General features: G+C 49.6%; 10 protein-coding genes. 9 read left to right on the top strand and 1 reads right to left on the bottom strand.

The window, feature by feature from the left end; genetic code table 11:
- The first annotated feature begins 24 nt into the window (after positions 1-24).
- The 8 genes from M1E03_RS14465 to M1E03_RS14430 all read left to right on the top strand — a co-directional run bounded on the left by M1E03_RS14465 (position 25) and on the right by M1E03_RS14430 (position 11958).
- Entirely contained in the window at positions 25-1911 is a 1887-nt protein-coding gene (locus tag M1E03_RS14465; RefSeq protein ID WP_328031457.1) for a rhamnogalacturonan lyase, read from the top strand.
- Positions 1912-2033: 122 nt separating this feature from the next.
- A complete protein-coding gene (gene mgrA, locus M1E03_RS14460) occupies positions 2034-3026 on the top strand; it encodes an L-glyceraldehyde 3-phosphate reductase (RefSeq protein ID WP_020451066.1) in 993 nt (330 codons plus the stop codon).
- 15 nt (positions 3027-3041) lie between these two features.
- On the top strand, positions 3042-3686 hold the full coding sequence (locus M1E03_RS14455) for a rhamnogalacturonan acetylesterase (RefSeq protein WP_023856752.1): 645 nt from the start codon (positions 3042-3044) through the stop codon (positions 3684-3686).
- The gene (locus M1E03_RS14450; RefSeq protein WP_458110484.1) at positions 3683-5680 is read left to right on the top strand and encodes a beta-galactosidase; all 1998 of its coding nucleotides are present in this window, start codon (positions 3683-3685) and stop codon (positions 5678-5680) included. Before M1E03_RS14455 ends, M1E03_RS14450 begins: the two co-directional genes overlap by 4 nt.
- 178 nt (positions 5681-5858) lie before the next feature.
- Positions 5859-8450, top strand: coding sequence for an exo-rhamnogalacturonan lyase family protein (locus tag M1E03_RS14445; protein ID WP_458110483.1), 2592 nt, complete (start codon positions 5859-5861; stop codon positions 8448-8450).
- A gap of 86 nt (positions 8451-8536) precedes the next feature.
- The gene (locus tag M1E03_RS14440; RefSeq protein ID WP_020451070.1) at positions 8537-10060 is read left to right on the top strand and encodes an extracellular solute-binding protein; all 1524 of its coding nucleotides are present in this window, start codon (positions 8537-8539) and stop codon (positions 10058-10060) included.
- Positions 10061-10101: 41 nt separating this feature from the next.
- On the top strand, positions 10102-11055 hold the full coding sequence (locus M1E03_RS14435) for an ABC transporter permease (protein WP_020451071.1): 954 nt from the start codon (positions 10102-10104) through the stop codon (positions 11053-11055).
- A gap of 18 nt (positions 11056-11073) precedes the next feature.
- Positions 11074-11958 (top strand): carbohydrate ABC transporter permease, encoded by an 885-nt coding sequence (locus M1E03_RS14430; RefSeq protein WP_458110482.1) that lies wholly within the window; start codon positions 11074-11076, stop codon positions 11956-11958.
- A 36-nt stretch (positions 11959-11994) separates the two neighbouring features.
- Here M1E03_RS14430 and M1E03_RS14425 read toward each other — a convergent pair whose 3' ends face one another.
- Positions 11995-13323, bottom strand: a complete 1329-nt coding sequence (locus M1E03_RS14425) for an APC family permease (protein ID WP_331837417.1) — start codon at positions 13321-13323, stop codon at positions 11995-11997.
- A 318-nt stretch (positions 13324-13641) separates the two neighbouring features.
- On the opposite strand from M1E03_RS14425, the gene M1E03_RS14420 reads away from it, so the two are divergent.
- Positions 13642-14595: a ring-cleaving dioxygenase gene (locus M1E03_RS14420; protein ID WP_458110481.1), complete on the top strand. Its 954-nt coding sequence runs from the start codon at positions 13642-13644 to the stop codon at positions 14593-14595.
- Positions 14596-14649 lie beyond the last annotated feature (54 nt).

Below are 14649 nucleotides of genomic sequence, written 5' to 3'. Positions count from 1 at the left end.
ATACCGTAAAGGGGAGAGAGGACGATGGGAGAAAAAGACGTACATGCAGCAGCTGAACGCGTTCGGCCGGTGAAATCGACGGCAAAACCGAGGCAAATGGAACGCTTGAACCGCGGACTTGTGGCCGTAAAAACAAAAAAAGGGGTTTTTCTCAGCTGGCGGCTCTTAGGAACAGATCCGGAAGAAACGGCTTTCAACCTATATCGCAACGGTCACAGAATCAACTCAACACCCGTTTCATCATCGACCAACTTTCTTGATAAACACGGAAACGGAGAATCTGTCTATTATGTGACAAAGGTTCTCGGAGATCAGGAAGTCGAGCAGTCGCACAAAACAGCTGTCTGGCAGAAGCCGTACTTGGATGTTCCGTTAAACAAGCCTGACGGCGGGACAACTCCTGACGGCGTACAGTATACGTACAGCGCCAATGACGCGAGCATCGGAGATCTCGACGGCGACGGAGAATACGAAATTGTGCTCAAATGGGACCCGTCCAATTCGAAAGATAATGCACACAACGGCTATACCGGAGAAGTCATCATCGATGCATATAAGCTTGATGGGACATTCATGTGGAGGATTCATCTCGGGAAAAACATCCGCGCGGGCGCCCATTATACGCAATTGATGGTCTATGATCTTGACGGCGACGGGAAAGCGGAAATCGCCATGAAGACAGCTGACGGAACGGTTGACGGAACCGGTCGGGTGATTGGCGATCCTGCTGCCGATTACAGAAATGAAAATGGACGAATTTTGGACGGGCCTGAATATTTGTCGATTTTTCACGGGGAAACGGGAAGGGAATTGGCAACCGTGGATTACGATCCGCCGCGGGGCAGGCTTGAGGATTGGGGAGACAGATACGGCAACCGCATGGATCGATTTTTGGCAGGCATCGCCTATTTGGACGGTGAAAGGCCGAGTCTTGTTATGGCGCGCGGCTATTACACAAGAACGGTGCTTGCCGCTTACAACTTCCGGGACGGCAAGCTGACCAAGCTATGGACATTTGACAGCGACAAGCCCGGAAACGAAGGTTATGCAGGGCAGGGAAACCATAGTCTGAGCGTCGCGGATGTCGACGATGACGGGAAAGATGAGATCGTCTACGGTGCGATGGCCGTGGATCATGATGGAACAGGGCTTTATACGACAGGGCTTGGGCACGGTGACGCCATGCATGTGAGCGATCTTGACCCGGATCGACCCGGGCTGGAAGTCTTCCAAGTGCATGAAGACCCGCGCCTTCCGTACGGTCTCTCATTTCGCGATGCGGGTACAGGGGAGATCCTCTGGGGAGTGCCGGCCGATACAGATGTTGGGCGGGGAATGGCCGCGCATATCGATCCCCGCTATAAAGGCTCGCTTGTCTGGGCGATCGATCCCCCGGGTAATGAAGGGAAATCATACGGCCTCTATACGAGTAAGGGAGAAAAGCTCAGCGACGCCGCTCCGGCTTCGGCCAATTTTGCGATTTGGTGGGACGGCGATCTTCTCCGCGAGCTGCTTGACCACGATTGGAAAGAACCCGCCGGCATCCCGAAAATTGATAAATGGGACTATCACAGCGGCAGGCTGGTCAATCTGCTCACTGCTGCCGGAACGCTGTCTAACAATTGGACGAAAGGGACGCCCGTGCTTCAGGCCAATCTATTCGGCGATTGGCGCGAAGATGTCGTATTCCGCACCACGCGAAGCGATGCTCTGCGAATATACACAACGACCGAGCTGACTGAACATCGTTTCTATACGTTCATGCACGATCCCGTCTACCGCTTGGGGGTAGCCTGGCAAAATGTCGCTTACAATCAGCCGCCTCACCCCGGATTTTATTTGGGAACCGGAATGGACAAGCCGCCCCGGCCGAATATTTATACCGCTCCCTGTAAGAGACATGAAGAGTGACAGAGATCGCCGGTTCATTCAGGTTTATTAAATATACAAAAAAGTATGATTGTAATCTCACAGCCTGTTCCCATAAAATGAATGGTAAGCGATTTCATTCCAAAATGAAAAGAGGGATTCATATGGAGTATCAGGCGAGTGATACACGCTATGAAAATATGAAATACAACCGCTGCGGGCATTCAGGTTTAAAACTGCCTGCTTTGTCTTTAGGGCTTTGGCATCATTTCGGAGAAGCCAATTCGTTTCAAAATGCCAAAGCACTGTTAAGAAAAGCATTCGATCTGGGAATCACCCACTTTGACTTGGCGAATAATTATGGTCCGCCCCCCGGTTCTGCCGAAGAAACTTTCGGAAAAGCGCTGAAAACCGATTTTGCCCGCTACCGTGATGAAATGGTCATCAGCACGAAAGCCGGCTATACGATGTGGCCCGGACCATACGGCGATTGGGGGTCAAAAAAGTACCTCGTCGCAAGCCTTGATCAAAGTTTAAAACGAATGGGCATAGATTATGTCGATATATTTTATTCGCACCGCCCTGATCCCCATACACCGCTGGAAGAGACGATGGGAGCGCTCGCCCATATCATCAGGCAAGGAAAAGCTTTATATGTCGGTCTGTCGAACTACAGCGCCGAACAGACCGAAAAGGCGGCCGATATTTTGCAAGAATACGGGGTTCCGCTCCTCATCCATCAGCCCAAATATTCAATGTTCCACAGAGAACCGGAAAACGGCCTGCTGCAAGTGCTGCAGAAAAAAGGAGCCGGGGCGATCGCGTTTACACCTCTTGCTCAAGGGCTTTTATCAACGAAATATTTGACTGGGATTCCCGCCGGGTCAAGAGCCGCAGATGTGAACAGTCCGTTTTTGCAGGCCGAGAGCATCACAGAAGACGTGCTCGGCAAAGTCCGCAAGCTGAATCAAGTGGCGGCCGAACGCGGCCAATCCCTGCCGCAAATGGCGATAGCCTGGCTTTTAAAAAATCCGCGCGTCACCTCGGTGCTGATCGGTGCAAGCAAAACCGAACAGATCGAAGAAAATGCCGCTGCTCTTAAGTCCGCTCGATTCTCAGCTGAAGAGCTCGACACAATTGATAAAATTCTTTCATAAAAAGGAGTGGTCGTGATGACAATCAGCATCTATCTGGCCGGCGATTCGACCGTGCAAAATTATAAGGCGGATTCGCCTCAAGGAGGCTGGGGCGAATTTCTCCAGTCTTATGTATCCGGAAATGTACAGGTGATCAACCGGGCCATCGGGGGCCGAAGTTCAAAAACGTTCGTTGAAGAAGGAAGGCTTGCATCGATTTTAGATGTAATCAAACAGAACGATTGGCTGTTCGTTCAGATGGGGCACAATGACGCGTCGAAAGACAAACCAGAACGCTATACTGAGCCGTATACAACGTATAAACAATACTTGAAAATGTACGTCGACGGCGCGCGTCAAAAAGGAGCTTCGCCGCTTCTCATCACGCCTGTCGCAAGGCTCCATTACAAGGACGGCGTCTTTTTGAACGATTTCCCGGACTACTGCATCGCGATGAAGCAGGTGGCAAGTGAAGAAAACGTCCGCTTGATCGATTTAATGGACAAAAGCCTGCAGCATTTTGCAGAAAAAGGGTACAGCGAGGTATTTAAATATTTTATGATCTCGGAAAATGTCAACGACTACACACATTTTACGAAAAAAGGGGCCCGGGAAATGGCGAAGCTTGTCTCTATCGGCATTCGAGAGCTCGGTCTGCCGTTTGTTAAAGAGACGGTATGAAGATGAACGGAAAACTGTACCACGGCGCTTGCTTTTATCCCGAATTATGGGATGAGGACGTGCTGGATGAAGATATCTGGATGATGAAGCGAGCAGGGATTAATGTCGTCAGAATCGGGGAGTTTGCCTGGTCAAGGATGGAGCCGGAAGAAGGAAGGATCGATGTCGGATTTTTTGCCGGCGTCATCCGAAAGCTCCACGATAACAAAATTGAAACGGTCATGTGCACACCGACTGCGACACCGCCGATCTGGCTGACCCACGGGCATCCGGAAAGAATGCATGTGAATGAAAAAGGAGAGACGATGGGACACGGTTCGAGGCAGCATGCCTGCACAAACCATCCGTATTTTAGAGAGCGGGCCCGCCTGATCATCAAACATATCGCCAAAGAGCTCGGAGAACTGCCGGGATTGATCGGGTGGCAGCTTGACAATGAATTCAAATGCCATGTCGCAGAATGCATGTGTGAAACGTGCAACACATTATGGCACAAATGGCTGGAAGACCGCTATCAGACGATTGACCGTCTGAATGAGGCTTGGGGTACAGGCGTATGGAGCGAAACGTATCAGCGCTTCGAGCAAGTTCCGCAGCCCGGACCGACCCCGTTTTTGCACAATTCTTCTTTAAGGACGATGTATCAGCTGTTTTCGATGGACAAGATTTCTGAATTTGCGCGTGAGCAGGCTGAGGTGATCAGAACATATTCCAACGCCCCGATCACCCATAACAGCAGCGTCATGTTCGGCGTTGATCATGAAGATCTTTTCAAGAGCCTTGATTTCGCCTCGTTTGATACGTACGCCAGCCAGGAAAACAGTGACGCCTTTTTGTTTAATTGTGATTTATGGAGAAACATTAAAAAAGGACGGCCGTTCTGGATAATGGAAACGAGCCCTTCCTACAGCGCTTCGCTTGAAAGCTATGCCGTGCCTCATCAAAACGGCTATTTGAAGGCTGAAGCGGTCTCTTCTTATGCTCTTGGCGGAGCCGCGTTCTGCTATTGGCTGTGGCGTCAGCAGAGAGCCGGATCTGAACAGCCGCATGGATCAGTGATCAGCGCATGGGGGGAGCCTGATGTGGGATATGATCATGTGCTCGAAGTCGAGCAGGCGAGACGGGAGGTTGAGCACATCATGCTGGCGACGGACCCTTTGCAGGCTGAAACAGCCGTCGTCTATTCGGATCGTGCAAAGGTGTTTTTGAAAACGGAGCCACATCGGGGTCTTCACTACAGAACACTGATCACCGAGTTTTATAACCGATTGTTAAAGATGGGCATTCACAGAGATGTCATTCTTGAAGGGAGCTCGCTTGACGGCTATAAACTGCTGTTTACGCCGTTTATTCACTATCTTCCGCCTGCGTTTATCAAAAAAGCCGAAGCCTTTGCACAAAGTGGCGGCATTTGGATTGCGGGTCCGCTGACGGGCGGAAGAACAGAAAATCATACGGTTCACACTGATTGCGGATTAGGGGAGTTGGAAAAAAGTTCCGGAGTCAAAACGCTTTATACATTTCCGATGGATGAGCGGAACTCGAGTGGAGCGGCGTTTGGCGTAAAGGCGCCGCTGAGTCTGTGGAGCGCTGTTTTTAAAGCCTGCGGCACCGAAGCTGTCGGGATAATTGAAAAAGGCCCGGCGTCAGGAAAAGCGTTCATCACAGAGCATAAATGCGGAAAAGGAAAAATCGTCATGCTCGGGTCGATGCCGGCAGGCGAAGCGGGTGACATCATGATGAAAAAGCTGATCAGTCATTACGCAGAAGAAGCGGGTGTTACACAGAAAACCGATGCCACTCCCGGAACAGTCGTCGCGCCCCGGAAAGGAGCAGACGGTCTTGTCTGGGTCGTGATCAATATGGACGGCAAAGGAGGCGCAGTGACACTTGACGGAAACGGAACCGATTTATTGTCCGACAGGCCCGTATCCGGACGCGTGACACTCGGCCCGCACGAATACCGCGTGGTTTTGTTTTCAGAGAATAAATGAATCGCCGCAGGCGCTTGCCCGCGGCTTTTTTGTTTCGTTTTGCTAAAAAAGGGATGATGCCTGCAAAAAAAGGAGCAGACACCTCTCCAATATAAGCAAAAAAGGAATATTGACGGTCAAAAGGCTAAACAGGAAAATATTCACTGACCAATCGGTTAAACAGAAAGGAGGAACACTTATGAAAGCACAGACTGAACTAAAATGGCTGAATAGGGCGCCTGCCGCGTTCGGCGGGGTGACCTGGGGAGTTCCTTGGGCAAAAGGAGTGCTGCAAAAAGGAGAGACGGTCGCCATTGCTTCGAAAAACGCCCCGTGTTTGCAAACATGGCCGCTCGCGTATTGGCCTGACGGCTCGCTTAAATGGACGGGGCATGCCGCAGTCTTCCCTAAAGAAAGCGGTAGCCGATTTACATTGAAAAAAGGGGGGGCCGGCGTCCCTAAAACCGTCATGAATGTCAGTGAGCAGAAAGATGAAATCACGGTGAATACGGGCGCGATAGTCTGCAGGCTTGGAAAATCGGGGACGGAACTCATCCGTTCGATTTCCATTTCCGGGGAAATGATGGCGAAAGAAGGGCGGCTCATCGCTTTAAAAGAAAAAAGAAGCGGCTCAGATTCACAATGCATGTATCATATTGAACGGTTTGAGAGCATGATCAAACGTACGGCAATCGAACAAAACGGTCCGGTTAAGACAGTCGTCAAGATTGAAGGCGTCCACCGCGGCGGAGGCATCGATGTTTGGCTCCCTTTTACCGTCAGGCTGTCTTTCTATGCCGGTGATCCGTCCATCCGGATCGTGCACACGATCTTCATCGACTGTGAAGCAGAAACAGAATGGATCAAAGGACTCGGTTTCGAGATGAGCGCGGTTTTGAGCGGAGCGCCGAGAAACAGGCATATCCGCTATGCGGCCGACGGAGGGATTTACGGAGAGGCTTCTCAGCTGCTTGTGACGAGAAGATTCAATGAAACAAACGGACTCTATGAACGACAGATTGCGGGACAGCCTGTACCGGAAAAGTCGGCAGTCGTGCGCGATGCCGAGAGAAACGCCGTCTGGAACGATTTCAAGCTCATCCAGGATTCCCCTGTTCACTGGCGCTTAAAAAAGCGAACCGGCAAAGGCTGCGCCTGGGTGGACGCGATTCATGGGGAGAGAGCGAAAGGGCTGATGTATGCAGGCGGGGAAAACGGCGGCATCGCACTCGGGCTCAGGAACTTCTTTGAAAAATATCCGTCATCGCTTGAAGCGAGAGGTCTTGCCGGCGGGGAAACGAAATTGGCGGTATGGTTTTGGCCTCCTGAAGCTGAAGCGATGGATTTCCGTCATTATTCAAAAGACACTCATGTTGAAAGCGCATATGAAGGGTTTGCCGAAATGAGGTCAACGGCCGTCGGCATTGCCAATACGAGCGAAGTCAGCCTCGCCTGTTTTGCAAATCCGCCGAGCGATGAAGAGCTGAATAGAGCGGCGGACGAATGGCAAAATCCCCCGCTGCTTATTTGTGAGCCTGACTATTATTATCACACCCGCGCGTTGGGCGTTTGGAGCCTGAAAGATAAACGGCACCCGCTCTCGGCTGTGCTTGAAGATCAGCTTGACGAGGCTCTCAAGTTTTACATGAACGAAGTCGATCAGCGGAGCTGGTACGGCTATTGGCATTACGGTGATGTGATGCATACGTACGATGCCGTCCGGCATGTATGGCGGTACGACCTTGGCGGCTATGCATGGCAAAATACGGAACTCGTTCCGAACCTCTGGCTTTGGCAGTCTTTTTTCAGATCCGGTACGGAAGACATCTTCAGAATGGCGGAAGCGATGACCCGTCACACTAGCGAAGTCGACTGCTATCATTTCGGGGAGTATAAAGGCCTCGGTTCAAGGCACAATGTCCTCCATTGGGGCTGCGGGTGCAAGGAAGCGAGAATTAGCATGGCCGGCCTTCATAAGCCTTATTACTTTTTGACGGCGGACGAGAGAACGGGAGACGTGTTATCTGAAGTAAAAGATGCCGATCGAGCGCTTGAGACGCTTGATCCGATGAGAGCTTATTATCCGGAAAAAGAGTTTCCCGCCCACGCAAGAGTAGGCCCCGACTGGGCGGCGTTCTGTTCCAACTGGCTGACGGAATGGGAGCGGACAGGCGATGAAGCGTACCTTGATAAAATCAAACGGGGGATCGGCCGGCTTAAAGCGCTGCCGCTTCGTCTGTTGTCCGGACCGACTTTCGGATACGATCCTGAAGCTTCAGATCTGCTTCATATGGGGGACGGGAATCATGGCGGCTATCATATGGTCATCGCCTTCGGTGCCCCGCAAACATGGATGGAGCTTGCAGAACTGCTTGAGGATGTGGAATGGAAGGAGATGCTAGGGGAATTCGGCGCATTTTATTTGCTGACTGATGAAGAAAAGCGCAAAAGGAGCGGCGGGAAGCTTCACGATGATTTATTTCACTGGCCGATGTTCTCCGCTGCCATGGCCGCTTACGCTGCCTGGCTCCACCAAGACTGGAAGCTCGCCGAACAAGTGTGGCGCCTGTTGCTCGATGAAAAACAAAGCCATACACCGTTGCCGATCACTCCAAAACAAATCCATGCCTGGAAAACGATCACGGAAATTCCCTGGGTTACAACAAACTGCGTCTCACAATGGTGCCTAAACTTGATAGCCGTGCTCGAGCTGCTTAAAGATATGCCGCCCGATCTGGACATGCAAGAAAAGATCATCAAGGCAATGAAAGAACATCCCGCTCGCACATGAAGGCAAAAAATGAAGGTTGCCGGAAAAATGTAAGCGCTTTAAATTTAAGTGGAACAATTGAGACGATCAAAAGGGGGAATTGTACAATGGCAAGACTGAAGCTGAAGGGAAACAAATGGCTCGCTGCACCCGCTGTTTTTTTGCTCTTGATGGGGTGCAGCGCAAATGAGACGGCCAATCAAGACGGGAAAGGAAAAGAAAAGGATGCCATTCATATTATGGCTCCGCTCCTGTCGCCGGAAAGTCCGGGAGAAAACAGCCCGTCTTTAAAAGCGCTCGAAACATACACGAAAAAACAAATCAAAGTGACATGGGTTCCGAACTCTTCCTATAATGATAAATTCAACATCGTCATGGCCTCGGGAGATTTGCCGCAAGCCATCGTCGTCACGGACAAGTCCCCGGGGTTTATCAAGTCTGTCAAATCAGGTGCGTTTTGGGAGCTTTCACCTTATTTAAAAGACTACCCGAACCTCGGAAAGGCCGATAAAAAAGTGATGAAGAACAGTTCCATCAACGGCGAGATTTACGGTATTTACAGGGCGAGGGACCTGATCCGCGCTTCGATCATCATCAGAACGGACTGGCTCGAAAATGTCGGTCTGGAGATGCCGAAAACAATCGACGAATTTTACGACGTGCTGAAAGCGTTTAAAGAAAAAGACCCCGACGGAAACGGGAAGGATGATACGTACGGCATGGTGGTGCCGAAATGGATGGGGCTTGGAAACGGGAGCCCGTGGGATATTATGCAGACGTGGTTCGGTGCACCAAACCGCTACGGAATAGACGAAAAAGGTGAACTCATTCCGGACTTCACGACAGAAGAGTATATGGAAGCGCTGCGGTTTTTCAAAAAGCTGTATGATGAGGGACTGATCAATAAAGACTTCGCCGTCATGGATTCAGCGAAGTGGAACGATCCAATCGTCAAAGGAAAAGCGGGTGTCATCGTCGATACCGGTTCGCGGGCGTCACAAATTCAAAGCGCAATGGAAGAAGCAGATCCCGCTAACAAGGATGTGATCGACGTCACCGGAACGGTCAAAGGCCCGAAAGGAACGTATACATTCCCGACATCGGGATACGCCGGAATGATTGCCATTCCGAAAGCGAGCGTCAAAACGGAAAAAGAATTGAAAGAAGTGCTCAGCTTCCTGGATAAAATGAACGATGAAGAGGCACAAATTATTGCCAACAACGGTATAAAAGGGCGCAACTATAAGCTTGAGAACGGAACGTACACGTCCCTTGAAAAAAATAATAAAAAGCTGCTTTATGAGCACGAAGGTCTTGCGCAGTTCAGCATGGGCATTCCCGAACAAAGATACCATGTGGAAAAACAAGAATCAAAGCTGTTCAAACACCGTGAACAGATTCTCAAAGAAGGGGAAAAAATCGCCGTATTCAATCCGGCTGAATCGCTCGTTTCAGATGTTTACACCCAAAAAGGGGCACAGCTTGACAACATCATTCTCGATGCCAAAACACAGTTTATCATCGGCGACATCGATGAAAAAGGCTTTCAAGATGCCGTGCAGCTTTGGTATAAAAGCGGTGGTGAAGATTTGATGAAAGAACTGAACAAACGCTACAAGGAGACGAAATAGCTCAGATCTTCAACCAGCATACGAAAGGGGGGATGCAGCACGTGGAAATCACCGCTAAAACAGGGAAAACCGCTGTTGAGACAGAAAAGAAACCGACTGGGCTGCAAGCCGTAAAACGGGATAAATGGCTTTATCTTCTGCTTGTTCCCGGTGTTTTATATTTTCTCATATTTAAATATTGGCCGATGTGGGGCGTGTTCATTGCTTTTAAAGATTATTCGCCTTATCTCGGATTTTGGCAGAGCGAATGGGTCGGGTTCGAGTATTTTAAAGATTTCTTTATGAACCCTGACTTCTTCCGCCTGCTCCGCAACACGCTCATGCTCGCCGCTCTCGATTTGATTTTTGCATTTCCGGCTCCGCTGATTGTCGCACTCATGCTGAATGAACTGCGGCATGCCATCTATAAACGGTGCATTCAGACGTTTATATATGTTCCGCATTTCGTCTCATGGACGATCGTCGTCAGCATGACATTTGTCTTTTTTACAGTTGATACGGGCGTGATGAATAAAATGCTGCAAAGCATAACGGGAAAAGAGATTGCTTTTCTCTCGGATCCCGAATGGTTCAGGCCGATGATTGTGCTGCAAAGCATATGGAAGGAGACGGGCTGGGGAACGATCCTGTTTCTGGCGGCGCTCGCTTCGGTTGACCAGGAGCAGTATGAAGCGGCAGTGATGGACGGGGCAGGCAGATTAAGGAGAATGTGGCACATTACCCTTCCGGCCATCAGAAGCACGATCGTCGTGCTTCTCATTTTAAGAATCGGCAGTTTTTTAAACATCGGCTTTGAACAGATTTTTTTAATGACCAACTCTTTAAACCGGAGCGTGGCTGAAATTTTTGACACGTATGTCTATGTTGTCGGAATTACGCAAGGCGCATACAGCTATAGTACGGCAGTCGGGCTTTTTAAATCGGTTGTCGGAATCATTCTGATATTCGGCGCCAATTATATCGCGAAAAAGTTTGACCAGGACGGTCTGTTTTAATGAATGGAGGTGAAAAGGATGTCCGGTGCGGAAACGATCCATAACACAAAAGCGGGGCGGGTATTCGATTGGTTTAATGTGCTCTTTCTCGGCTGCTGCGGGCTGATAACCGTCTTGCCTTTTCTGTATATTATCGCGGGATCTTTTGCAACGGAGGCCGAGCTGGCGGAAAAGAGCTTCTTTATCTTTCCTGAGACATTCTCGCTTGACGCGTACCGCTATATTTTTTCAACGCCGACATTTATCAGGAGCATGGGGGTGTCTGTGTTCATTACGGTTGTGGGAACGATTGTCCAGCTCTTTTTTACATTTACGATGGCCTATCCTCTTGCGAAACGGCACATTAAGGGAAGAAACCTGCTTTTAAATCTCGTTATTTTTGCGATGCTTTTCAGCGGAGGAATGATTCCGACGTATATTGTCGTCAAATCACTGGGACTGCTCGATTCGTACTGGGCGCTAATATTGCCGATGGCGATTAATCCGTTCAATCTTATTATTATTAAAAACTTTTTTCAGCAGCTTCCGAAAGAACTTGAGGAGTCGGCAAAGATTGACGGCTGTTCAGAAATCGGCGTGTTCTTAAGGATCGCGCTGCCGCTGTCAAAGCCGATTATTGCAACTTTTGCGCTGTTTTATGCGGTCGGGATTTGGAACGACTTTTTCCATGCTTTGCTGTACTTCAATGACAGCGCGAAATGGCCGCTACAAATGGTGCTGCGCCAAGTGACGATTCTTTCGGATCTGACGGGGACGACGAATGATATGATGGAAACGGTGCCGCCTGAACAATCGATTAAACTGGCCGTCATCGTCATTGCGACGCTGCCGATTTTAGCCGTGTATCCATTTTTGCAGAAGCATTTTGCCAAAGGCATTCTGATCGGGTCTGTGAAGGGATAAAAAAACCGCCTGGCTCATGAGCCGGCGGCTTGCGGCTCAGGCAGCTGAGCCGTTTTTATTTCTTTTTTTCATCCAAAAATAAACCGGGAGACCGACGAGGCCGATCAAAATTGACCACAGGCAGCTGTAAAAGTCAGTGATAAGCGTGCTGACAAGAACAAACAATGACCCGAGAATAGCCGCAACAGGCAGGTAAGGGTAGAGCGGCACGCTGTAAGCTCTCCCTTGGCCGTTCTTCCGTCTCCGCAAAATAAACACCGCGAAAAACGCCATGACATAGAAGATGTAAATCATAAAAATCGAAACCTCTGACAGCTTTTCCGGATTGCTGATGATCATTAAGATGACAGCGAACATCATCTGGACGATGACCGCGATCCAAGGCGTATGGAATGCCGGATGAACATGCGAGATCCAGCGGGAGAACGGAAGCTGTTTTTTCTCAGCCATCGCAAAGATCACGCGCGGAAAAGACAGAACTTTTCCGTTTAAGCAGCCGAAGATGCTGACGATAATTCCGATGGAGATCAGCTTGCCGCCGATCGGTCCGAACAGCATTGTAGCGGCTGTGCTTGTCGCATTTTCACCAAGCTTGACAATCTGATCGGCAGGAAGAATGTGAAGCAGCGCCAAGTTAATGAACAGGTAGCAGGCTGTGACGATCAGTATCCCGCCTGTCATCGCTTTCGGGAGCACTTTTTCCGGGTTCTTCATTTCTCCGCCGAGTGCCGCAAGAAGGATCCAGCCGTCATACGCGAAGAGCGTCGCCAATACCGCCGCTCCGAAGTTTTGGCTGGCGATGCTCTCCGTAACTGTACTGAAAATATGTTCATTGCCCTGCCATAGACCGAACACAATGATACATACAATGGGAATCAGCTTTCCGATCGTTGTGACCGTCTGTACCGCTCCGCCGTATTTTGTTCCGACGATGTTGACGATGCATAAAAAGGCGACGGTGATAATGCCGATGAGTGCAGTCCATGATTTATCCCAGGAAAACAAGTTGGCCACTAGCGAGCCGAAATATAATCCGAGTGCGCCGATGATGGCCGGTCCGTAGATGATAATCTGCACCCAGCCGCATAAGAACCCCCAGAACTCGCCGTAAATTTCTTCAAGATATGTGTAAAGCCCGCCCGTTTTCGGAATTTGAGCGCCCAGTTCGGCGATTGTCAGCCCGCCTGCTAGCGTCAAGATTCCGCCAAGGATCCAGGCAAAAAGAGCAATTTGTGCGTTTCCGGAATAGGAAAGCACGCTGCCGGGCTTCATAAACACGCCGGAACCGATGATCGTTCCAATCACAAGAGATAGCGCAAATAACAAGCCTATCTCTTTTTTTAGTCCGTTTGCTTCTGCATTCATTGCGATGCCTCCCATTGATGTAATCTCTTTTATAGAAAACTATTTTTATATTGTAATACCTTTTTTAAAAAAGAAAAATTAAATAAATTTTCAGATTTTCGCATTTTTTGTGTATGTTAAACATTTTAAGGTCGTAAAACCCGAAGGGGACAGGAATAACCGAACCTTTTTAAGTCATTTCGGAGTTATTGTTAGTTTTTTAGGGGCAACAGGAATGAAGGTCCTGTAAGACGGTTTGGTTGACTTTTCAAATCAAATCGCCTATTTTTGAGAAAGAAGAAATCTCGAATTCGAGATATTTAATGAGGAGATGATAGAATGAACGTAAATGGCATCCACCACGTATCCGCTTTAACTGCCAACGCTCAACATAATCTGGATTTCTATGTCAAAGGGCTTGGCATGAAACTGATAAAAAAATCGGTCAATCAGGATGAGCCGACGATGTATCATTTGTTTTACGGTGATGAAGTCGCGTCTCCGGGTTCAGATTTGACATTTTTCGAAATTCCGATGCTTGCCAGGAGACGGGAAGGGACGAACTGCATTTCGTCCGTATCACTTCGGGTTCCCGGCGAACAAGCACTCGAATTTTGGAAGAAGCGGCTTCATGAGCTCGGCGCAGAGACTTACGACATCGAGACGCGTGCGGGGCGGAGCGTTCTCCGCTTTTTAGACCATGAAGGACAGAACATGATGCTTGTGGCTGATGAAAAGGGAAAAGATCATGGAGTGCCTGTGAAAAACGGCGTCATTCCTGAGGAGGTCGCGATCAGGGGGCTCGGCCCGGTCGAATTGACTGTCAAGGACGCCGGTCCGACAGCTGCGGTGCTGACCGATATTCTCGGCTTTCATAAAATCGGTGAGGAACAGGCTGATGAAACCGGCCGTACGCTTCACATTTTTGAATCGGGTGAAGGAGGAGCAGGCGCGGAGGTGCATGTGAATGAGTCAGATGACGGCAGAAGAGAGCGTCCCGGGAGAGGAAGCGTCCATCATGTCGCATTCCGCGTCAAAGATGAAGAAGAACTTAAGCGGTGGCATGAGATAATCAGTGAGAACGGCTTTTCGAATTCAGGGATTGTGGAGCGCTATTATTTTAAGGCGCTGTATTTCAGAGAACCGAACGGCATACTTTTTGAACTGTCGACTGACGGGCCTGGCTTTGCCGTTGATGAATCGATCGATGAGCTCGGCCAAAGCCTTGCCCTTCCGCCGTATCTCGAGCATCGGCGGAAAGAGATTGAAGCGCGGCTGAAACCGATTCAATAGAAAACGAGGTCCTGAAAAGGACCTCGTTTTTTTATATAAAAGGCATCCGGCGCA

It is taken from the genome of Bacillus sp. PK6-013 (genome assembly GCF_054161445.1).
Note: the sequence above shows the minus strand (reverse complement) of the source record. Positions and strands in the feature narration are given on the sequence as shown.

Coding starts and splice junctions, on each gene's coding strand:
- M1E03_RS14440 (WP_020451070.1), top strand. CDS start 8,537: ATGGCAAGACTGAAGCTGAAGGGAAACAAATGGCTCGCTGCACCCGCT.
- M1E03_RS14455 (WP_023856752.1), top strand. CDS start 3,042: ATGACAATCAGCATCTATCTGGCCGGCGATTCGACCGTGCAAAATTAT.
- M1E03_RS14430 (WP_458110482.1), top strand. CDS start 11,074: ATGTCCGGTGCGGAAACGATCCATAACACAAAAGCGGGGCGGGTATTC.
- M1E03_RS14465 (WP_328031457.1), top strand. CDS start 25: ATGGGAGAAAAAGACGTACATGCAGCAGCTGAACGCGTTCGGCCGGTG.
- M1E03_RS14420 (WP_458110481.1), top strand. CDS start 13,642: ATGAACGTAAATGGCATCCACCACGTATCCGCTTTAACTGCCAACGCT.
- mgrA (WP_020451066.1), top strand. CDS start 2,034: ATGGAGTATCAGGCGAGTGATACACGCTATGAAAATATGAAATACAAC.
- M1E03_RS14445 (WP_458110483.1), top strand. CDS start 5,859: ATGAAAGCACAGACTGAACTAAAATGGCTGAATAGGGCGCCTGCCGCG.
- M1E03_RS14425 (WP_331837417.1), bottom strand. CDS start 13,323: ATGAATGCAGAAGCAAACGGACTAAAAAAAGAGATAGGCTTGTTATTT.
- M1E03_RS14450 (WP_458110484.1), top strand. CDS start 3,683: ATGAAGATGAACGGAAAACTGTACCACGGCGCTTGCTTTTATCCCGAA.